Below are 20586 nucleotides of genomic sequence, written 5' to 3' on the forward strand. Positions count from 1 at the left end.
TCCCGGGCCTCACCCGCGGCGTGCCACCACCAGCCGGCAGCGCGGGCTGCCGTCCGGCAACCGGCCCAGATCCTTCATCGGCCGCAGCTCCACCGAGAACCCCGCCCGCCCCAGGTCGGCCAGCACATCCGGAAGCCGGAAGGTGCGGTAGTACATGACGAAGCGCGGCCGCCACAGCAGGTTCCGTACGCGCATCGCCGCATCGAAACCCCACAGCGTCCAGTAGAGCCGCGAGCCGATCCGGGGCGGCGCCGGAACGGGAAAGACGAACCGGCCGCCCGGCCGCAGGGCCCTGTGGACCTGGGCGAACAGCAGCGGCCGCTCCTGGGGCAGGAAGTGGCCGAACGCCCCGAAGCTCACGGCCAGGTCGAAGGCCCGCTCGAAGGGGAGAGCGCGGGCGTCGGCCCGTACCCAGCTCACCGCCGGACCGTCCGGCGCGCCCGGCCGGCTCAGCGCCGACCGCCTGGCCTCTGCGAGCATGCCCGCGCTGAAGTCGACACCGGTGACCCGGTCCTCGCACAGCTGCGACAGGACGCCCACACCGGCGCCGGTGCCGCAACAGACGTCGAGTCCCGACGAGAAGGGGCCGAGCGGCCGGACGGCGTGAACCACCGCGTCCAGCAGGCGCTCCGACGTCCGGAAGGGCGTCTCGTCGAACTTGGGCGCGAGCAGGTCGTAACCATGCTCGGTGGACGAGAGCGCCTGCACGGCGAGCTCGCGGAAGGAGGGGCCCGAGGGAGTGAACATCACCCCATCTTCCTCCGTATACGTGGAGGGTCCCTGCGCATCCGTACGGGCCGTTCCATGCAGGGGAGGCAGGGTCAATGGCCGGCAGCAATGTCACCGCACTCTTCCGCGCGTCCACCGCGCACAGCCCGTCGTACTTCACGCTGAACCGGGCAGGCGGTGGCCCCGCCGGTGAGATCACCGACTTCTGTATCCCGTGCAATCCGTACTTCCCCACCCCCGCGATGTTCGACCAGCTCGGCCGCAGTCTGCGCGAGATCCTCACCTACTACCCGAGCGGCGCCGACACCATCACCGCCGAGCTGTGCCAGGTGCTGGGGCTCAACCCGCAGACCGTCGCCATGGGCAACGGCTCCACCGAACTGATCACCTGGATCGACCACTTGCTGGTGCACGAGTCGCTGGCCGTGCCCGTCCCCACCTTCGGCCGGTGGACCGACCAGCCGATGGAGACCGGCAAGCGCGTCGACATGCTCCTGCTGCCCGAGGCGCACGGCTTCCGCCTCGATCCGACGTCCTTCGTACAGTTCGTCCGGACCCGTGGCTCCCGGGCCGCGGTCATCTGCAACCCCAACAACCCCGACGGCGGCTTCCTGCCCAAGCAGCAGGTCATCGCTCTGCTCGACGCGCTCCAGGACCTGGACCTGATCGTCGTCGACGAGTCCTTCCTCGAATTCTCGGACGCAGAACAGGAGCCGAGCGTCGCAGCGGAGGCCGTCCTGCGGACGAATGTGATCGTGCTGCGCAGCCTGGGCAAGAACTTCGGGCTGCACGGCGTGCGCTTCGGCTATCTCGTGTCGAACCCCAGCCTGGCCGGCAAGGTGCGGGCCGCACTGCCGAAGTGGAACCTCAACTCCTTCGCGGAGACCGTGGTGTTCATGCTGAAGGAGCACCGCCAGGAGTACGCCGAGAGCCTTCAGCAGGCCGGCCGCGACCGGCAGGAGATGACCTGGCGGCTCTCCCAGCTGCCGGGCCTGACCGTCTACCCCTCGCAGGGCAACTTCCTCTACGTACGCCTGCCGGAGGGCGTGGACGGGACGGTCCTGCGGGACCGGCTGCTCGCCGAGCACGGGGTGCTGGTGCGCGAGTGCAGCAACAAGATCGGCAGTTCGAGCCGGTTCCTGCGGCTGGTGGTGCGCCCGCAGCAGGATGTGGTGCGGCTGATGTCGGCGATGGAGCAGGTGCTGTACGGGCAGCGCACCCAGGTGCCAGAGCCGCTTCCGGAGCCGCTGGCGCCGATGCTGGCCCAGGCGCCAGAGCCCAGGCGGCAGCCGCTGCCGCTGCCGCAGCCACAGGTGCAGGTGCAGCAGCCGGGGCCGATGCCGATGCTGGCGCTGGCCCAGCCGCCGGTCGAGGCGCGGGGCCTCGGGGCGGTCCGTTCCACGGGCACGGCGGCGGTGGACCGCCTGATCGCCCAGGCATAGTGCCCCGTCCGTCCTGGCTACCGACGGAACGTCGGGTTCCGGGCCGGGCATTGTGCACAGTGGAGCAGGACCCGCCGCGCCGCCGCCCCTAGCCTCGCCGGAACACCACCAACGAGGGGCGGTACCGATGAAGTGGCTCATCCACGACTACCGCGAGAGCGATCTCGCGGCGGTGGTCCACCTGATCGACACCACGGCCGAACTCGGCCAGGAGTCGGTGTTCTCGCTCGCCGAATGCATCGGCGCGCTCACCTCGCGGCAGCCCGCCGTGGTAGCCGTCCACCAGGGCCTCCCCATCGGCGCGGCCCTCGCCTGCGTGGCCGGTGAGCGCGCCTGGGTGATGCGTATCGCCATCTCCTCGGCCTGGCGCGGCCGGGGGCTGGCGAGCGCCCTCCTGGTGGAGCTGGAGCGACGGCTCGTCGCCGCCCGGGTGAGCCGTGTCGCCTACGTACTGCCCGAGGAGGAACTGCTCGGCGAGGGGCTGCTCAACGCGGGCTACACGCGGCAGCCCGCAGTGGCCTACTTCGAGAAGGTCGAGCCGCTCCACGGCCCTGCGGCCAGTCTGCTGGAGGACCTCGGCGGCCGGTTCCTGCCGAACGACCTGTGGGCCAAGGTCGCCGGCATGGAGGCGGAGAAGGACCTCATCGAACGGCGCGTCGTGCTGCCGCTCGCGGAACCGGAGCGAGCCGCCCGGCACGGGGTGCGGCCGCCGCGGGCCATCGCCCTGTTCGGCCCGCCCGGCACCGGGAAGACCACGTTCGCCCGGGGTATCGCCTCCAAGCTCGGCTGGCCGTTCGTCGAACTGCTCCCGTCCCGCCTTGCCGACGAGGGCAATCTGGCGGCCGCCCTGCGGAGCGCGTTCGCCCGGATCGCCGAGCTCGAACGGGTCCTGGTCTTCATCGACGAGGTCGAGGAGATCGCCCCGGTACGCACCGAGCCCGCGCAGCCGGGCGGGATGCACGGGGTGACCAATGAACTGCTCAAGCTCATACCGGGCTTCCGGGAGCGGGACGAGCGTCTGCTGGTGTGCGCCACCAACTCCATCCGCTCGCTCGACCCGGCGTTCCTGCGCCCCGGCCGATTCGACTACCTGATCCCGATCGGCACCCCGGACACGGCGGCCCGAGCGGGGATCTGGTCCCGGTACACGGACGGCCGCCCCGACGTGGATGTGACGGTCCTGGTGGCGGCCACCGAACTGTTCACCCCCGCCGACATCGAGCACGCCGCCCGGATCGCGGCCCAGACGGCGTTCGAGCGCGACTTGGAGACGATCGGCAGCGGCATGGGGGACCAGCGGGCTTTCGGCGCGAGCACGGAGGACTATCTGTCGGCGATCGCCCAGTGCAGGCCGACGGTGACGCCCGCGATGATCGAGGAGTTCGGCGCGGACATCACGGCTCACGCGCGGTTCTGACGCAAGGGCCTTTGGAAGTGCGAAGCCCTCCACGGGGTGCTGCAATGACCTGGAGGGCTGTCCGCCACCGGCCTGCCGTGGCGAGCGCCGCGGGACACAAGCGGCGGGCGAGTCCCGGACCCCTACCCGCTCGTGAGGAGTGGCGATGAGCGACGACTTCGAAGCGATGGGACCCGTCGACTACATGATTGTCGAGTTCCCCGGCAATCGCATGACGGGCGAGGGCTTCCCCCTGCTCGTCGATCTGGTCGATCGCGGAATCATCCGCATCCTCGACCTCCTCTTCGTCCGCAAGGACAGCGACGGCTCGGTAGCGGCGGTGGAACTGACGGACCTCGGCGACGGGGTCGACCTGACCGTCTTCGAGGGCGCCTCGTCCGGGCTGCTCGGCCAGGACGACATCGACGAGGCCGGGGCCGCGCTGGAGCCGGGCAACTCCGCGGGAATCCTGGTGTACGAGAACCTCTGGGCGGCACCTTTCGCCCGCGCCATGCGGCGCAGCGGTGCGCAGCTGGTGGCGGGCGGCCGAATTCCCGTCCAGGCCCTGCTGGCCTCGCTGGACGCGGTAGAGGCGGCGCCCGACAGACCGGTCGCAGGCTGAGAGAGCGACGACCCGCGGACCGCCGCCGTGGCGGTCCGCCCCGTACGCACCGTGGGAGATGAGTGAACATGCCCGGACTTCTTCGTGGCGTCGCCCGCACCGCCGTCGTTGCCGGCACCGCAACCGCGGTGTCCAATCGCGTGTCGCGGCGACAGGCGGGCCGATGGGCACAGCAGGACGACCAGCAGGCCTCGGCCCCCGTCTCCCAGGCCCCTGCCACCCAGGCCGCACCGCCGCCGGCTCTCCCCGACGACGACATGACCAACAAAATCGACCAGCTGAAGCAGCTGAGCGACCTGAAGGCCCAAGGGGCGCTGACCGCAGAGGAATTCGAGGCGCAGAAGCGCCAGATCCTCGGCTGACACCGGACATGGGGGACTGGGAAGGGACGACCCCATGACGGAGCCGAGCCCGCGGCCGGCCGCATCCGGCGGCGCAACGCAGCCGGAGGAGGCGGACCGGCTGCGTGGCATGCTGCGCGACCCGAGCTATCTGAAAACGCTCGTGTTCTGCGCCCTCATCGGTATTCCGGTGTCGTTCGCCGCGTTCTGGTTCCTCGTCGCGCTCCACGAGCTGGAGCATCTGATGTGGGCCGATCTGCCGCAGGCCCTGGGCTGGAACACCCCGCCGTGGTGGTGGCCGCTGCCCCTGCTGCCGGTGGCCGGCATCGGCGTCGGTCTGGTGGTCACACATCTGCCCGGCGCCGGCGGTCACATCCCCGCGTCGGGACTGCATGCGGGCGGTGCCCCGGCCAGGGCCCTGCCCGGGGTGGTCCTCGCGGCCGTGGCCAGCCTCCCGCTGGGCGCGACCCTGGGCCCGGAAGCTCCGCTGATCGCCTTCGGCGGTGGCCTGGCGATCCTGTTCCGGGACCTCGCGCGCGCGCCGGCCACCCCGGCGACCACGGCGCTCCTCGGCGCGGCAGGGGCCGCGGCGGCTCTCTCCGCCATCTTCGGGAACCCGCTGATCGCCGCGGTGCTGCTCATGGAGGTGGCGGGGATCGGCGGTCCGCAACTGTTCGCGGTCATGCTGCCGGCGCTGCTGTCCAGCGGGGTGGGGTCGCTCGTGTTCACAGGCTTCGGCCGGTGGACCGGTCTCTCGACCGGTGGTCTGTCCCTGAAGCTGGGCGAACCGTTTCCGCGTCTCGACGCCGGAGACGTGGTCTGGTCGGTGCTGATGGCCGTCGCGATCGGTGCCGCTGTGCATCTGGTGATGGTCACAGGCCGACGGGTCGCCGCGTTCGTCGCGACGCGTACCGTCGTCCACACGGCCGTCTGCGGACTGGCCGCCGGCGCCTGCGCAGCCGTGTACGCGCTCGTCACCGACCGGTCGCCCGTGGACGTGGCCTCGTCCGGTCAGGCGATGATGGCAGGGCTCGCCGCCGATCCGCACGCCTGGGGGGTCGGCGCCCTGATCGCCGTAATGCTCTGCAAGGGCGCGGCCTACGCGCTCTGTCTGGGCAGCCTGCGAGGCGGACCCGTCTTTCCCTCGCTGTTCCTGGGCGCCGCGGCGGGCGTGCTGCTCGCGCCCCTTCCGGGTCTGGGGCTCGTACCGGGACTGGCCGCGGGCATGGCGGCCGCGGCCGCCAGTGCCCTGCGACTGCCCGTCAGCAGCGTGGTGCTCGTCGCCCTGATGCTCGGCAGTGCCGCCATGAGCCCCGTGGTGATCCTGGCGGCCGTCGTGGCCTTCGTGACCGCCGAGCTGCTTCCTCCCGGACGCGCTGTTGCGCCGGTGGGCAAGCCCGCCGGAGCTGTGCCCGCCGACGCGGCCGACCGGGCCTGAGAGCGGCGTCGCACCGCCGCGGAACAGTCCCCGAGGTGCGAACCCGATCACTTGGACCGATGTTGGAGGTAGCCCGATCGGCGGTACGGGAGTCCGTCCAGGCCGGTCGTACGAGATGAAGGAGCGCACCATGACGAGTCATGTGAGCGGAACCCACACGGGCGCCCAGGCGCGCAGTACGGCGAAGAGCGGCCTCGGGAGCGGGTGGCTGGTCTTCGCCGGCATCCTGATGGTTTTCGGCGGCTTCATGACGCTCTTCGCGGGCATCGCCGCCATCGCCAACGACGACGTGTTCGTCGCCACCGACAACTACGTCTACGCGTTCAACCTCACCGGGTGGGGCTGGATCCATCTGATCCTCGGCATCGTGATCGTCCTCGCCGGATTCGCCGTGTTCCAGGGCGCCACATGGGCCAGGGTCGTCGGTGTGGTGCTGGTAGGTCTGGGCATGATCTCGAACTTCATGTGGCTGCCCTACACGCCGTTCTGGGCGATCGTGCTGATCGCCATCGACGGTTTCATCATCTGGGCGCTCTGCGCGGCTCCGAGTCCTTCGGAGAGCTGACGCGCGGGACTCCACCGGCTCGGCCGGCCCACGGCCCACGGCCCGCGGTTCGCGGCCCACGGTCCACGGTCCACGGTCCACGGTTCGCGGGAGTTCATCCGCTCCTGACCGGCCGCCCGCACCGCACCGACCCAGGAGCCGCCCATGCCCCCGTTCGCGACCGGAGAACAGTGGCAGCTGCGCCACGGCGGGCAGAGGGCCGTCGTGGTTCAACTGGGCGGCGCACTGCGCCACTACGAGGTGGACGGCCGGCAGCTGCTGGACGGGTTCACCGCCGACGCGCGGATCACCGGCGGCCGAGGGCAACTTCTCGTCCCCTGGCCCAACCGGATGGGCGGCGGGCGCTACCACTTCGGTGGCCAGGACCTGCAACTCCCGCTGACCGAACCGGAGAAGCGCAACGCGATCCACGGACTGCTGCGCTGGACCCCGTGGCAGCTGCTCGCCCGCAGCGACCACGGCGTCAGGGTGGGCACCACCCTCTTCCCGCAGCCGGGCTATCCCTTTCAACTGGAGGTATTCGCCGACTACCGGCTGGGGCCCGAGGGCCTCGAGGTCACCGTCACCGCGACCAACGCGGGGGACACCGCGGCGCCCTTCGGCGTGGGCCAGCACCCCTATCTGACCGTGGGCACCGGTCCGGTGGACACGGCACTGCTGACCGTGCCCGCCAGCCACCGGCTGTGCACCGACGAGCAGGGCCTGCCGACCGGCCGCGAACCCGTCGAGGGCACGACGTACGACTTCCGCACCGCCCGCCCCATCGGCGACCAGCAGCTGGACACCGCCTTCGCCGGACTCGACCGTGACGGCTCCGGCCGGGCCGTGGTGCGGCTGGCCCACCCCTCGGGCCGCCATGGCATCGACCTCTGGCTCGGCGAAGGCACCCGGTACGTCCAGGTGTTCACCGGTGACACGCTGCCCGAGCCCGAGCGGCGGCGGCGCGGCGTCGCCGTGGAGGCCATGTCCTGCCCGGCGGACGCGTTCCGCAGCGGCAGGGATCTCACCACCCTCGAGCCGGGCGGCAGCCATGTGCTCCGGTGGGGACTCGGCCCCTGGGGGACCGGCGGCTGAGGCCCGCGCCGCTGTCGCGGCCCCGGACCGGCCGATCGACAATGAGACGGCCGTATGCACAACTCGTCGGCGGGAGGCACATCCTCATGGCCACGCGCACGCAACCACCGGCCCCGCAGTCCATGACCACGGACGCCTTCCGGGCGCTCTACGAGCACCTGCGCGACGGGGCCCGGCGCGGTCCCGGCGACCGGCGCGGGGCGCTCGGCCATCTGACGCCCGAGCGCGTGGTGGCGGCGGCCGCCGAGGTCCGGTCCGGCCGTACGGTGTCCCTCGCCGCGCCCATCGAGACACGGCCCGGACCGGACAACCCTGAACCCGCCGACCACCGGATGACCGGACCCGCTGCCGGTGCCATCGGCGCGGGCGGCCTGCACTTCGCCCTCGACCGGTTCACGATGAACGTGCACGGGGACGCCGACAGCCATCTCGACGCGCTCTGCCACGTGCTGTTCGACGGTGAGCTCTACAACGGCGTTCCCGCGCGCAGTGTGACACCGGACGGCGCCGGTTCACTCTCCCTCGACACCGTCCGGGACGGCATCGTCGGCCGCGGGGTGCTCCTGGACATCCCACGGCTGCGCGGCGTGCCCTGGCTGGAGCCCGGCGATCATGTGACGGCCGCCGACCTGACCGCCGCCGAGGCCGCCCAGGGAGTCCGGGCCGGTCCGGGAGACCTGCTGTTCGTCCGGGTGGGTCACCGCCGCCGACGCAGGGAGCTCGGGGCCTGGAACGCGGCGAAGGCCAGAGCCGGCCTTCATCCGACGGCGATGCGGTTCCTGGCCGAGCGGGAGGTCGCGGTGCTCGGCGGCGACGGCAACAACGACACCGCCCCAAGTGCGGTTGCGGACATCGCCTTTCCCGTGCATGTGCTGGCCATACACGCCATGGGACTGCACCTGATGGACTATCTGCAGTTCGAGGAGTTGGCTCCCGCGTGCGAATGCGCGGGCCGCTGGAGTTTCCTGTGCGTGGTCGCCCCACTGCGGCTGCCCGCCGCCACCGGCTCTCCGGTGAATCCGATCGCCGTCCAGTGACCGCGGCCCGACGGCCGCGGCAGCGCCTCTCCGGTCGCCGTGAACCGTAAGGGCCGCTAAGTTCGAATGGGTGGGACGGCTGCTTTTCCGCAGCGCGCAGTGACAGGTCCCGGCGGGGAGCGCAGGGCCGCGAGCGCAAGGATGGTGGTCCCCGTGGGCGATGCCCCTCACTACGACGTAGTCATCATCGGCAGCGGCGCCGGCGGCGGTACGCTCGCCCACCGGCTCGCCCCCTCCAAAAAACGCGTGCTCATCCTCGAGCGCGGTGACTTCCTCCCGCGTGAACGGGACAACTGGGACTCCACCGCCGTATTCGTCAAGGGCAAGTACCGTGCCCCGGAGTTCTGGTTGGACAAGCACGGCAACGAGTTCCCGCCCGAGGTCAACTACTACGTCGGTGGCAACACCAAGTTCTACGGCGCCGCCCTCTTCCGGCTGCGCCCCGAGGACTTCGGCGAACTGAGCCACCACGACGGCATCTCGCCCGCATGGCCCATCCGCTACGAGGACCTGGAGCCGTACTACACCCAGGCCGAACACCTCTACCTGGTGCACGGACGGCACGGCGAGGACCCCGGCGAAGGGCCGGTGAGCGCGCAGTACGCGTACCCGCCCGTCGACCACGAGCCGCGCATCCAACAGCTCAGCGACGACCTCGAGAAGCGCGGACTTCACCCGTTCCACCTGCCCATCGGCGTCAATCTGACCCAGGACGGAGACGGCCGGGCGACCCATTCCAGCGTCTGTATCCGCTGCAACCGGGTGGATGGCTTCCCGTGTTTGGTGCGGGGCAAGTCCGACGCCCAGGTGATCTGCGTCGAGCCCGCACTGCGGCACCCCAACGTCGAGATGATCATCAACGCCCGGGTGGTCAGGCTGGAGACCGACCCGTCCGGGCTCAGCGTCAGCACGGTCGTCACCCGGATCGCGGACGGTTCGGAGGCCCGGTTCGAGGCGGACATCGTGGTCGTCGCCTGCGGGGCGGTCAACTCCGCGGCCCTGCTGCTGGCATCGGCCAACGACCGTCACCCCCAAGGACTGGCCAACAGCTCCGACGTGGTGGGCCGGCACTACATGCGGCACAACAACCTGGCGTTGATGGCCGTGTCGAAGGAACCCAACGACACGCAGTTCCAGAAGACCCTCGCGCTCCACGACTGGTACCTGGGAGCGGACGACTGGGACTACCCGCTGGGCGGCATCCAGATGCTCGGCAAATCGGACGCCGAGCAGATCCACGGCGAGGCCCCGCGCTGGGCCGGAGCCGTGACCCCTGACATGCCGTTCGAGGTGCTGGCCCATCACGCCGTCGACTTCTGGCTGTGCGGTGAGGATCTTCCTCTGCCGGACAGTCGCGTCACCCTGGACGGGGACGGCAGAATCCACCTGTCCCTCGACGAGAAGAACAACGTCGCCGGGCTGAAGCGCCTGCAGCACAAACTGCAGGGAATGCTCGGCCACTTGGGCATGCACGAACACCATCTGCTGTCGCACAGCATCTATCTGCACAAGGGCATGCCCATCGGCGCCACCGCGCACCAGGCAGGCACCGTGCGGTTCGGCGACGATCCGCACAGCTCTGCCCTGGACGTCAACTGCAAGGCGCACGACCTCGACAACCTCTATGTGGTGGACACGAGCTTCTTTCCGAGCATCGGCGCGGTCAACCCGTCGCTCACGGCCATCGCCAACGCCATGCGGGTCGGCGACCACATCATCGAGCGGCTGACCTGACCGGCTGACCTGACCGCCTGGCGATGGCCGGGGGCCGATGGCTGGGCCGACCGGGCGAAGATCGTCGGCCCAACGGCCCAACGGGAAGCCGGAGAGCGTGTCACCCCCCACCCGTCGGTGATTCTGTGACGAGCCGGGCTCGACCGGCGCTGCGGCCCGCGGGACCGGGGGCCATGCACCGAGGAGGCAGGCAATCGTGAATCCCAACACCGGCGCGGCACAGGGCGTGATCACCGCGCAGCTGCTGAAAGGCCAGAAGGCGCTGGTCACCGGTGCCAATTCCGGTATCGGAAAGGCGACGGCCATCGGTCTGGGCCGGGCCGGCGCCGACGTCGGCGTGAACTACGTGGCCGACCGGGACGCGGCCGAACAAGTCGTCGAGGAGATCAAGGCGTTCGGGGTGCGTGCCGCCGCGTACGAAGCCGACGTCTCCCAGGAGGACCAGGTCGTCGCCATGGTCGAGGCCATGGTCCAGGAGCTCGGGACGATCGACATCCTGGTGGCCAACGCGGGCCTGCAACGGGACGCCCGGCTCACCGACATGACACTCGCCCAGTGGCAGAAAGTGCTGGACGTCAACCTCACTGGACAGTTCCTGTGCGCCCGGGAGGTGACGAAGGAGTTCCTGCGGCGCGGTGTCGTCCCCGAGGTGTCGCGGGCGGCCGGGAAGATCATCTGCATGAGCTCGGTCCATCAGCTCATCCCCTGGGCGGGGCACGTGAACTACGCCTCGTCCAAGGGCGGCGTGCACATGATGATGCAGACGCTGGCGCAGGAACTCGCGCCGCAGAAGATCCGGGTGAACGCGGTCGCCCCCGGAGCCATCAAGACGCCGATCAACCGCAGCGCCTGGGAGACGCCCGAGGCCCAGGCGGATCTGCTGAAGCTGATCCCCTACGACCGCATCGGAGACCCCGAGGACATCGCCTACGCGGTCGTCGGCCTCGCGTCCGACCTCATGGACTACGTGGTGGGGACCACCCTCTACGTGGACGGCGGGATGACCCTCTTCCCCGGATTCGCCACCGGCGGCTGATCCTCTCCTGAACGTCGCGAGCAGCAAAGGCATGTATGCACACCACGTTCCTGCTGGCGGACGCCCCGGCCCAACTGCTGCCGGCCAGGCAGCTCATGGCCTTCACCCTCGCTTCCCACATCATCCTGGTGCCCTTGGGGGTGGCGCTGCCGCTCCTCACCCTGGTGATGCACTATCGCGGCCTGCGCCACAGCGACCCCGTCGCCCTGCTCCTCGCCAGACGCTGGTCGGCCGTCATGGCGGTCCAGTTCGCGGTCGGCGTCGTCACCGGCACCGTTCTGTCCTTCGAGTTCGGCCTGCTCTGGCCGGGCCTGATGGGCAAGTGGGGTGACGTCTTCGGGATCGGATTCGGCGTCGAGGCGTGGGCCTTCTTCCTCGAAGCGGTGCTCATCGCCATCTACCTCTACGGCTGGCGCAGACTGAAGCCGCGTACCCACTTCCTGCTCGGCCTGCCGCTTCCCGCAGCCGCACTGCTCGGAGCCTTCGGCATCCTGGCGGCCAACTCGTGGATGAACACGCCCCAGGGTTTCTCACTCGACTCCGACGGCAACCCCGTCGACGTCGACATCTGGTCGGCCATCTTCACCCCGATGTTCGGACCGCAGTACTGGCACTTCGTCGTGGCGATGCTGGTGACCGCGGGATACGTCGTCGCCGGCGTCTACGCGGTCGGCTGGCTGCGGGGCCGCAGGGACCGCTACCACCGGCTGGGTTTCACCCTTCCCTTCACCGTTGCCGCGGCGTTCACCCCGGTGCAGCTCATGCTGGGAGACTCCATCGCACGGTCGGTCTTCCACAAGCAGCCGGTGAAGTTCGCCGCGATGGAGATCGTCTGGAAGACCGACACCCATGTGCCGGAGTACTTGTTCGGACGCCTTCACCCGGACGGAACCATCTCCGGCGGCATCAAGGTCCCCCAACTCGACTCCATCCTCGCCGGGTTCAGACCCGACACCAAGGTGACGGGGCTGACGTCCGTCCCGGCGAACGCACGGCCGACGGCCACTCAGGCCACCATCGCCCACTGGGCCTTCGACATCATGGTCGTGATCGGCTCGCTGCTGGTGCTCCTCGCAGTCTGGTACGGCCTGGTCTGGCTGCGGCACCGCCGGCTGCCCGCCTCCCCGTGGTTCTTCCGCGGCGCGGCCTGTGCGGGAGTCGCCTCGGTCGTCGCCGTCGAATGCGGCTGGATCACGACCGAAGTGGGACGCCAGCCCTGGATCGTCTACCAGAACATGCGGGTCGCCGAAGCGGTGACTGCGACCCGGTCCACCAGCCTGTGGATCATGCTTGGGCTGGTCATCGTGGTGTACGTGCTGGTCTTCGGCTCACTGCTCGCCGTACTGCTCAATATGCGTACCCGCTGGAGGCTTGCCGACGAGCGCCGGGAGGCCGGGGAGCCGGGCGAGGGACCGGAGACGGACACGCCCTACGGGCCCCGCTCCCGGCCGCCCGCCGACGACGCGCTCGTCTCACGTGGCGCCGGGCCGGGAGCGGGCAAGGACGGGCTCTCATGACCGCGAACGTCATCGCCGCCGTACTGCTGCTCGCGGTGGCCGCCTACGCCTGCGCCGGCGGCACCGACTACGGGGCCGGGTTCTGGGACCTGACCGCCGGCGGCGCGGAACGCGGCAAGCGCCCCAGATGGCTGATCGACCACGCCATGGCACCCGTCTGGGAGGTCAACAACGTCTGGCTGATCTTCGTCTTCGTCATCATGTGGACCGGATTCCCGACGCTGTTCCAGACCGTGTTCTCCGCCATGTGGCTGCCGCTGGCGCTCGCCGCCATCGGCATGGTCCTGCGCGGCGCCGGGTTCGCGCTGCGCAAACCCGCCCGGCGACTGGCCCGTCGGCGCATCTTCGGGGCGGCGTTCGCCGTCGCCTCGCTGCTCACCCCGTTCTTCCTCGGCGCGGCCGTCGGCGGCGTCGCCTCCGGCCGGGTGGCGCCGGGAACCGAAGCCTCGACGGAAGCCTGGTCCAACCCCACTTCCATCCTCTTCGGGCTGCTCACCGTCGCATCGACGGCCTTCCTCGCAGCCGTGTTCCTGGCCCAGGACGCCGTACGCTTCGGTGCGCCCGACCTCGTCGGCTACTTCCGGCTGCGGGCCCTCGGCAGCCTCGCCGTCGTAACCCTGCTGGGGGTGGCCGCGCTCGCCGTCACCCGCGGCGACGCCCCCTATGTGTGGAACGGGCTCACGGACGGCCTCGGCCTCACGTTCGTCGTCCTGGCCGCAGTGTGCGCCGCCGCCACGGGCTGGCTCCTGCTCCGGGCGTCCGGCGCCTGGTCCCGCGTCACGGCCGTCGGCGCGGTCGCGGCGGCCGTCATCGCCTGGGGAGTCGCCCAGCGCCCCTACCTCATCCCCACCTCCCTGACCGTGGCGGAAGGCGCCGGCGCTCCCACGACGCTGCGCTGGCTCGGCTTCGTCACGCTCGTCGCCGTGGTGCTCATCGGGCCCGCCCTCGTCCTGCTCTACTGGCTGGACACCCACGGAGAGCTGGAACCCCTCACCGACGCCGACCTGCAGCGGAACGCGCCCGGTCTCGGCGGCGCGGCCGACGGCGACTGACCGTCCGACGCCCGCGGCAGGGTACGGAGGTTCGCGGCGACCCGTGTGCAGCGGGGTGTCACGCGGGTGTCACGCGAATGCGGCTGCCACCCGTCCTGCCTGTACCGCGTCGACCAGGGCCTGGTGGTCGCGCTCGTTCTGGTCCGCGTAACTCTCCGCGAACTCCGTCAGCGCACGGTCGAAACCGTCGCCGCCGCCCAGGTACGCGGCGATGGCGATCCGGTCCCCGGAGCGGGCGTGGGCCCGGGCCAGGGTCGCGCCGCAGAACTCGCCGAAGACGCGCATACCGTTCGGCGCCATGTTCTGGGGATCTGCGATGCCCTTCCAGTCGTGCAACTGGCGGACGTAGAAGTCCCGTCGGCGGCCGTCGTCTCCCAGAACCCGGTCCCAGCCCAGGAAGATGTCGCTGGCGGCCTGCATGAGACGCTGCCCCGCGACCACGCGCTGTCCCTGGTTGTCGTACCTGCTCTGGCCGACGTGTGCGGCGAGCACCGACCGGTCGGCCTCCTTGGCCTGCAGGATCAGCGGATCCTCGTCGTCCTTGCCCAGCATCAGGAGGATCCAGCAGCGGGTCCCGACGCTGCCCACGCCGACCACCTTGCGCGCGATGTCGACCAACCGGTACTGCCGCAGCAGGTGCCTGCGGTCTGTCGTCAGGGTCCGGGCATACCGGTCGAGGAGCTCGCGGAGCTCGTTCTGGATCCAGTCGCGTTCGACGCCGGGCATGGTGTCCTCGATCGGTACGACCAACGGCGGATCGGCGGCGAACCGGCGTTCACCGCCGACGATCTCGGTGAGCTTCTCGTACGCCTTGAGGTTGTCCCGGGTCCGCGCCTTCGTCATGGCCGCCGACAGACGTTCCCGGCCCCTCTTGGTGAGCTGCGGGCCCGCCAGGGTTTCGAGCTGCTCCATGTCGGCGCGGGCGTACCAGACTTCGAGGTTGCTCATCCCCGCGAAGAGGCGCATCCGCTCGCGGTACGACCCGACGGCCGCCCGGACGATCGTCGCGCGCTCCTGATCGGTGTAGCCGTTCTCCCGGCCCGCGATGACCAGGCTCGCCGCCAGCCGCTTGACGTCCCATTCCCAGGGCCCGGGCAGCGTCTCGTCGAAGTCGTTGATGTCGAACATCAGCCGTCGTTCGGGGGAGGCGAGCAGCCGGAAGTTCAACAGGTGGGCGTCTCCGCACAGTTGGGCCGTGATTCCCGAGCGGGGGGTGGAGGCCAGGTCGCCGGCCATGATCGCGGCAGCACCCCGGTAGAAGCGGAACGGCGACTCCGTCATGCGTCCGTAGCGGATGGGAACGAGTTCGGGCACCCGCGCGGCCGACTGCTCCTCGATCACGTCCACCGGATCCGGCCGCCCCGCGGCGGGGGAGAAGCCGGCATGGCTCGACCTCGGCACCTGCTTGCGGGCCGCCCTGCCCCTGTCCGCCCGCTCCTGGGGCGACAGGTGCGCCACGTCGTCGGAGGTCCGGCTGCCTTTGTTCATCGCATGCCCTTCCCGTCCGGCAGCGTCAGTCCAATTGTCCGGGTCCACGTACAACCCGCATCTCGGGGGAGTGCCGGAGCGGGTGAAGGCGCGTGAGCCGACCGGGTGGCCGGACCGGTGTCAGCCGGACGGAGGCGCGTGCCGTCCGCCCGGAGCCGGTTCAATCCCGAAGGCGCCCGGAACCCGGAAACCAAGGAGAGAACCCGCTCTGACTGACGACGAGATCCTTCTTGGCATCGGCCTGACCGTGGTTCTCGCGGTCGGCTCCCAGGTCCTGGCAAGCCGTCTGCGGGTCCCCGCGCTGATCGTGCTGCTGCCGGTCGGCTTCGCCGCGGGAGCCCTGACCGACGTCATCCATCCGGACCGGCTGCTGGGGCCGGACTTCTCCGCCCTGGTGTCGCTCTCCGTGGCGGTGATTCTCTACGACGCCGGTCTCGGACTGGAATTCCGCCATCTCACCGGCCCTGTCCGCAGCGTCGTGGCAAGGCTGCTGCTGCTCGGTGTGGTGCGCGCATCCGGTCCGAACGCGGCGGAGCCATCCAGGCGTTCGACCTGGCCGGGCTGCGGGTCGCCGCGGTCCGCCACGACTGCACCTTCGTTCTCACCCACCCGGTCGGGGACTTCGTACCGCCTGGCACGACCCTCGTAGAGGTCCACGGCGGGACCTCGGCACCCGACCCGCGGCGGGTGACCGGACTCGTCGCCCTCGGCGCCGAGCGGACCATCGAGCAGGACCCCGCCTTCGCCCTGCGCGTTCTGGTCGACATCGCCATCCGCGCCCTCTCCCCGGCCGTGAACGACCCCACGACCGCCGTCCAGGTGCTGAATCACATCGAGGCGTTTCTGTACACCGTCGGCAGGACCGAAATCCGCCGCCGCTATGTGCTCGGCGACGACGGTGGCCGACCGCGACTGGTGGTGCCGGGCCGGGACTGGGAGGACTACCTTCAGCTCGCCGTCACCGAGATCCGTGAGTACGGGTCGAGGTCCACCCAGATCTGCCGACGGCTCCGTGCGCTGCTGGAGGGCCTGTTGGACACCCTTCCGGCCGAACACCTTCCGGCGGTCCGTACGGAGCTGGGGCTCCTGGAGGTGGCGGTCGAGCGGGAGTTCACCGACCCCGTACGCCGCGCCACGGCGCGGACGGGCGACCGTCAGGGCATCGGCGGCGGGCCCCGGCCGGAGGCCGCACCGTCCGGATGAGCGGGCCGCCGCGGCTGTGCTGCGGCCGGCTGGCAGCGCTTGCGCGCGCGGTGTGTGCCCGTGTGTACCCGACTGGCCCTGGACAGCTCGCGTGTGCCCGGACCGCGAGGTCTGCTGGTATCCACCCATCCGTACGGGAGGACCCGCAATGCCCGAGAACGGACCGACCGGCCCAAGCGCGGGCGCGGAGCACGCCGGAGCGCCGGGCGCGGACGACGGGCACGCCGCGGTGGAGCAGCTGCGCACACGCGTCGCGGCGTTGGAGGCCGATCGGGCGTCCCGGGTCCCCCACCACCGGTGGAAGGCTTTCTTCGCGGCGCTGCTCATCGTCATCGGCTGCGTCCTCGCACCACTCGCAGCCGTTGCCGCGTGGACGGCGGACGAGGTCGGCAACACGGACCGGTACGTCGACACGGTCGCACCTCTCGCCTCCGACCCGGACGTCCAGGCGGCCGCGGCGAACCGGGTCACCGACGCGGTGATGAAACACATCGACCTGCCGACCCTGCTGGAGGGTGCGTCACCTGCGGACCGGCCCCTTCTGCAGAAAGCGCTCGGCAAGCTGGGCGGCGCCCTGGAGAACGCCGTCCGCAGCTTCGTCCACGACAAGGCGCAGGAAATCATCGCCTCCGACACCTTCAAGAAGATCTGGATCGACGCCAACCGCCAGATCCACGCAGCCGTGGACAAAGCCCTGACGGGCAGCGCCGACAGCGCGGTGAAGATCAACAACGACTCGGTCACCGTCGACCTCGGCCCGGTCGTCGACCAGGTCAAACAGCGCCTCGTCGACGAAGGAATGACGGTGGCCGGGAAGATCCCCGAAGTGCACACCGACTTCACGGTCCTGCGAGCCGACAACATCGGCAAGGTCAAGACCGGCTTCCGGCTCCTGGAGATCGCCGGGTTCTGGCTGCCGGTGATCGCGGTCGTGCTGATCGCTGCCGGCGTCCTGCTCTCCGTCCACCGCCGGCGTACGCTCGTGATCTCCGCACTGGCCTTCGCCTTCGCCATGCTGATCCTCGGCGTCGGCCTGACCGTGTTCCGCGTGGTGTATCTGAACGCACTGCCGGGCAGCGTCTCGCAGCCCGCCGCCGAGTCCATCTACGACGCACTGACGCGCTACCTGCGCACCACGGTCCGGATGACGGTGGTGCTCGGCGTGGTGATCGCGCTGGCCGCCTGGCTGACCAGCCAGGGCCGAGTGGCGACGCTCGTGCGGCAGTTGTGGAACTCCGGCATCGGCGCGGTCCGCTCCACCGCCGACCGCGCGGGCCTGCGAACGGGGCCGGTCGGCCCGTTCGTCCAGCGCCACCGGACTTGGATCACCTGGGTGCTGGTCGCCGCGGCCATCCTGACGTATCTCCTGTGGAGCTACCCCACGGGCTGGGTCGTCGTCGGCATTGCGCTGGTGCTGCTGCTCGCGCTGGCAGTGGTGGAATTCCTGGCAGAGGGGGAGGCGAAGAGAAGCACACCGGAGGCGGCATCACAGCAGTCGCCGCCACGGTGAACGGGCGGTCGGCAGTTGACCGCCCGACGCTCCGGCTCAGCCGTGACGCAGGTCAGTGCTGGTAGCTGGGATAGTCGAGGTATCCGGTGTCGCCGCCCTGATAGAACGTGTCGGGGTCGGCTTCACGCAGCTGCGCTCCGATACGGAATCGCTCGACCAGGTCGGGGTTGGCGAGGAAAGCGCGACCGTAGCCGATGAGGTCCGCGCCCTGGGCGAGCCAGTATTCGCCCTGCGTCCGATCGGCTTGCTTTCCGACGATCCCCGCGGACGGGTTCACGATGAACGTGTGCGGCCATGCTTTTCGCAGCGAGGCGAAAACGTCCTCCTCGGCGGAGTTCAAGGTGTGGACGTAGGCGAGGTTGAGCTGGGCGAGCGCGCCGAGCAGCGCTGCGTAGAGCTGCGGGACATCGTCTTCGACGATCTCCCAGATCTGGCCGGCCGGCGACAGCCGGATGCCCACGCGGTCGGCGCCGATGGCGTCCGCGACCGCCTCGGCCACCTCGACGGCGAAGCGGATGCGGCCGGTGACGGAACCGCCGTAGGCGTCGGTGCGCTGGTTGGCGTTGGAGGACAGGAACTGCTGGATCAGGTAGCCGTTCGCCCCGTGCAGCTCGATACCGTCGAAGCCGGCGTCGATCGCGCGGCGCGCCGCGTCGGCGAACACCTGTACCTCGCCCTTGACTTCCTGGGTCGACAGGGCGCGGGGGACGGGAGCGGGCAGGAGGCCTTTGGGGCCGGTGAACAGTTCGGCTTTCAGCGCGATGGCGGACGGCGCGACGGGGTGGTAGCCCACGACCTCGGGGTGCCCGACCCGCCCGGAGTGCATGAGCTGGGCGAAGATCCTTCCACCGTTGGTGTGCACGGCGGAGGTCACCGGCCGCCATGCGGCGACCTGCTCATCGCTGTGCAGGCCAGGGGTGTAGGGGTTCGACTGACCCTGCAGGCTCGGCTGCACTCCTTCGCTGACGATCAGCCCGGCGGTGGCCCGCTGGGCGTAATAGGTCGCCTGCGATGCGGTCGGCATACCGTCTGCTGTCGCCCGGGCCCTGGTCATCGGGGCCATCACCACGCGGTTGGGGAGCCGGAGGCGTCCAAGCTGGTGGCTTTCAAACAAGCTGGTCACAGTCCTGTCCTTCGCTTCTGAGGGATGCTCGAGCCGTTCGGCCGTTCGTGAGCCACGCTAAAACTTGACGTTGACGTCAGAGGCAAGTTCGGATGTGGGCAGTGTGGTCCGGATCACCAGGAGGCGCTGTGCGCACCGGCGAGCTAGCGAATTGCTGGGGGGAGAGAGCAGCGGCAAATGGGGTGAGATGGAGGCGGAGTGAAACCAGGCGAATTGTTGACGCGTCCTGCATGACGTACTGGCCGCAGGAGACAGGAGATGCGATCTTGGAGATCGTAGGAGCGCGCCCAACTCGCCGCGCGATGCTGACCATTGGAGCTGGGGCAGCGCTGGCCGCCGCCATCTCCACCGGTGGGAGCGCATACGCTTCGGCACCTGGCGCAGACGAGATCTCCAGGCAGCTGAGGGAGCTTGAGCAGGAGCACTCCGCCCGCCTGGGGGTGTTCGCCCGCAACACCGCTACGGGCAGAAGAGTGTTGTACCGCGCGGACGAACGCTTCCCTATGTGCTCGGTGTTCAAGACACTCGCCGCCGCGGCCGTACTGCGGGACCTCGACTGCAACGGCGAGTTCCTGGCCAAGCGCATCCGGTACACCGAAAAGGACGTCAGGGACTCGGGATACGCCCCGATCACAGGTAAGCCCGAGTATCTCGCGGGCGGCATGACCGTCGCGGAACTGTGCGCCGCCACCATCTCCTACAGCGACAACGCCGCGGGAAACCTCCTGCTCCGCGAGCTGGGAGGCCCCACCGCCATCACCCGCTTCTGCCGCTCGATCGGGGATGGGGCAACCCGGCTCGACCGGTGGGAGCCCGAGTTGAACTCGGCGGAACCGTGGCGCTTGACCGACACCACCAGCCCCCGTGCCATCGGACAGACCTACGCGCGCCTCACTCTCGGCGACGCGCTCACACACCAGGACCGGGAACGGCTGACCGGGTGGCTACTGGCCAACACGACCAGCGGTGAGCGCTTCCGGGCCGGCCTTCCCGCGGACTGGACCCTGGCGGACAAGACCGGCGGCGGGAAGTACGGGACCAACAACGACGTGGGCATCACCTGGCCTCCGGACCGGCCACCGATCGTTCTGGCCGTCCTCACGACCAAGCACGAACCCGACGCGCCGGCGGACAACGCGCTCATCTCCAAGACCGCCGCACTTCTGGCCGCGGCACTCACCTGACCGGGCCCCCACCTCGGCGACCAGCGGTTTCGGCGAGCGGAGTCACGCCTGCGTACGGGCCGCCGGGCCTGACGGGTCCGCGCAGTCATCGTTGG

Annotated in this window: 18 protein-coding genes and 1 pseudogene; 16 read left to right on the top strand and 3 right to left on the bottom strand. The window is 70.1% G+C overall.

Going from position 1 to position 20586, the window contains the following annotated elements:
• Window positions 1–9: 9 nt before the first annotated feature.
• On the bottom strand, window positions 10–747 hold the full coding sequence (locus tag ACFYWY_RS25430) for a class I SAM-dependent methyltransferase (protein WP_389190320.1): 738 nt from the start codon (window positions 745–747) through the stop codon (window positions 10–12).
• Between the two features lie 77 nt (window positions 748–824).
• Between ACFYWY_RS25430 and ACFYWY_RS25435 the strand changes: the two genes are divergently transcribed.
• From ACFYWY_RS25435 to ACFYWY_RS25490, 12 genes are all read left to right on the top strand, one after another.
• The gene (locus ACFYWY_RS25435) at window positions 825–2171 is read left to right on the top strand and encodes a pyridoxal phosphate-dependent aminotransferase (RefSeq protein ID WP_389190321.1); all 1347 of its coding nucleotides are present in this window, start codon (window positions 825–827) and stop codon (window positions 2169–2171) included.
• Between the two features lie 127 nt (window positions 2172–2298).
• Window positions 2299–3588, top strand: coding sequence for an ATP-binding protein (locus tag ACFYWY_RS25440; RefSeq protein ID WP_389190322.1), 1290 nt, complete (start codon window positions 2299–2301; stop codon window positions 3586–3588).
• Between the two features lie 145 nt (window positions 3589–3733).
• Complete coding sequence (locus tag ACFYWY_RS25445) at window positions 3734–4189, top strand: DUF6325 family protein (protein ID WP_389190323.1); 456 nt, start codon at window positions 3734–3736, stop codon at window positions 4187–4189.
• A gap of 68 nt (window positions 4190–4257) precedes the next feature.
• A complete protein-coding gene (locus ACFYWY_RS25450) occupies window positions 4258–4551 on the top strand; it encodes an SHOCT domain-containing protein (protein ID WP_389190324.1) in 294 nt (97 codons plus the stop codon).
• 34 nt (window positions 4552–4585) lie between these two features.
• The gene (locus ACFYWY_RS25455) at window positions 4586–5968 is read left to right on the top strand and encodes a chloride channel protein (protein WP_389190325.1); all 1383 of its coding nucleotides are present in this window, start codon (window positions 4586–4588) and stop codon (window positions 5966–5968) included.
• Window positions 5969–6098: 130 nt separating this feature from the next.
• A complete protein-coding gene (locus ACFYWY_RS25460; RefSeq protein ID WP_389190326.1) occupies window positions 6099–6533 on the top strand; it encodes a hypothetical protein in 435 nt (144 codons plus the stop codon).
• 144 nt (window positions 6534–6677) lie between these two features.
• Window positions 6678–7607 carry an aldose 1-epimerase family protein gene (locus tag ACFYWY_RS25465; protein ID WP_389190327.1) on the top strand — a complete coding sequence of 310 codons (930 nt, stop codon included), beginning with the start codon at window positions 6678–6680 and terminating at the stop codon, window positions 7605–7607.
• A gap of 122 nt (window positions 7608–7729) precedes the next feature.
• On the top strand, window positions 7730–8644 hold the full coding sequence (locus ACFYWY_RS25470; protein WP_389190353.1) for a cyclase family protein: 915 nt from the start codon (window positions 7730–7732) through the stop codon (window positions 8642–8644).
• A 141-nt stretch (window positions 8645–8785) separates the two neighbouring features.
• Window positions 8786–10378: a GMC oxidoreductase gene (locus ACFYWY_RS25475; RefSeq protein WP_389190328.1), complete on the top strand. Its 1593-nt coding sequence runs from the start codon at window positions 8786–8788 to the stop codon at window positions 10376–10378.
• A gap of 196 nt (window positions 10379–10574) precedes the next feature.
• Complete coding sequence (locus ACFYWY_RS25480; protein ID WP_389190329.1) at window positions 10575–11414, top strand: SDR family oxidoreductase; 840 nt, start codon at window positions 10575–10577, stop codon at window positions 11412–11414.
• Between the two features lie 35 nt (window positions 11415–11449).
• Complete coding sequence (locus ACFYWY_RS25485) at window positions 11450–12931, top strand: cytochrome ubiquinol oxidase subunit I (protein WP_389190330.1); 1482 nt, start codon at window positions 11450–11452, stop codon at window positions 12929–12931.
• Window positions 12928–13983 carry a cytochrome d ubiquinol oxidase subunit II gene (locus ACFYWY_RS25490; protein WP_389190331.1) on the top strand — a complete coding sequence of 352 codons (1056 nt, stop codon included), beginning with the start codon at window positions 12928–12930 and terminating at the stop codon, window positions 13981–13983. The genes ACFYWY_RS25485 and ACFYWY_RS25490 overlap by 4 nt, the downstream gene beginning before the upstream one ends.
• 69 nt (window positions 13984–14052) lie before the next feature.
• On the opposite strand, the gene ACFYWY_RS25495 is transcribed toward ACFYWY_RS25490, so the two are convergent.
• Window positions 14053–15471 (bottom strand): DUF2252 domain-containing protein, encoded by a 1419-nt coding sequence (locus tag ACFYWY_RS25495; protein ID WP_389190332.1) that lies wholly within the window; start codon window positions 15469–15471, stop codon window positions 14053–14055.
• 208 nt (window positions 15472–15679) lie between these two features.
• Between ACFYWY_RS25495 and ACFYWY_RS25500 the strand changes: the two are divergent.
• From ACFYWY_RS25500 to ACFYWY_RS25510, 3 genes and pseudogenes are all read left to right on the top strand, one after another.
• A pseudogene (locus ACFYWY_RS25500) lies at window positions 15680–15979 on the top strand (sodium:proton exchanger); the annotation flags it as partial.
• A 29-nt stretch (window positions 15980–16008) separates the two neighbouring features.
• Window positions 16009–16674, top strand: a complete 666-nt coding sequence (locus ACFYWY_RS25505) for a DUF2254 family protein (protein WP_389190354.1) — start codon at window positions 16009–16011, stop codon at window positions 16672–16674.
• 148 nt (window positions 16675–16822) lie between these two features.
• A complete protein-coding gene (locus ACFYWY_RS25510) occupies window positions 16823–18184 on the top strand; it encodes a hypothetical protein (protein WP_389190333.1) in 1362 nt (453 codons plus the stop codon).
• Between the two features lie 52 nt (window positions 18185–18236).
• Here the strand turns inward: ACFYWY_RS25510 and ACFYWY_RS25515 are convergent, their stop codons facing one another.
• Entirely contained in the window at window positions 18237–19307 is a 1071-nt protein-coding gene (locus tag ACFYWY_RS25515) for an alkene reductase (RefSeq protein WP_389190334.1), read from the bottom strand.
• 302 nt (window positions 19308–19609) lie between these two features.
• Between ACFYWY_RS25515 and bla the strand changes: the two genes are divergently transcribed.
• Window positions 19610–20491: a class A beta-lactamase gene (gene bla, locus ACFYWY_RS25520; protein ID WP_389190355.1), complete on the top strand. Its 882-nt coding sequence runs from the start codon at window positions 19610–19612 to the stop codon at window positions 20489–20491.
• Window positions 20492–20586: the final 95 nt, after the last annotated feature.

Origin of the sequence: Streptomyces sp. NPDC002870 (genome assembly GCF_042888505.1) — a bacterium.
GTDB lineage: Bacteria > Actinomycetota > Actinomycetes > Streptomycetales > Streptomycetaceae > Streptomyces.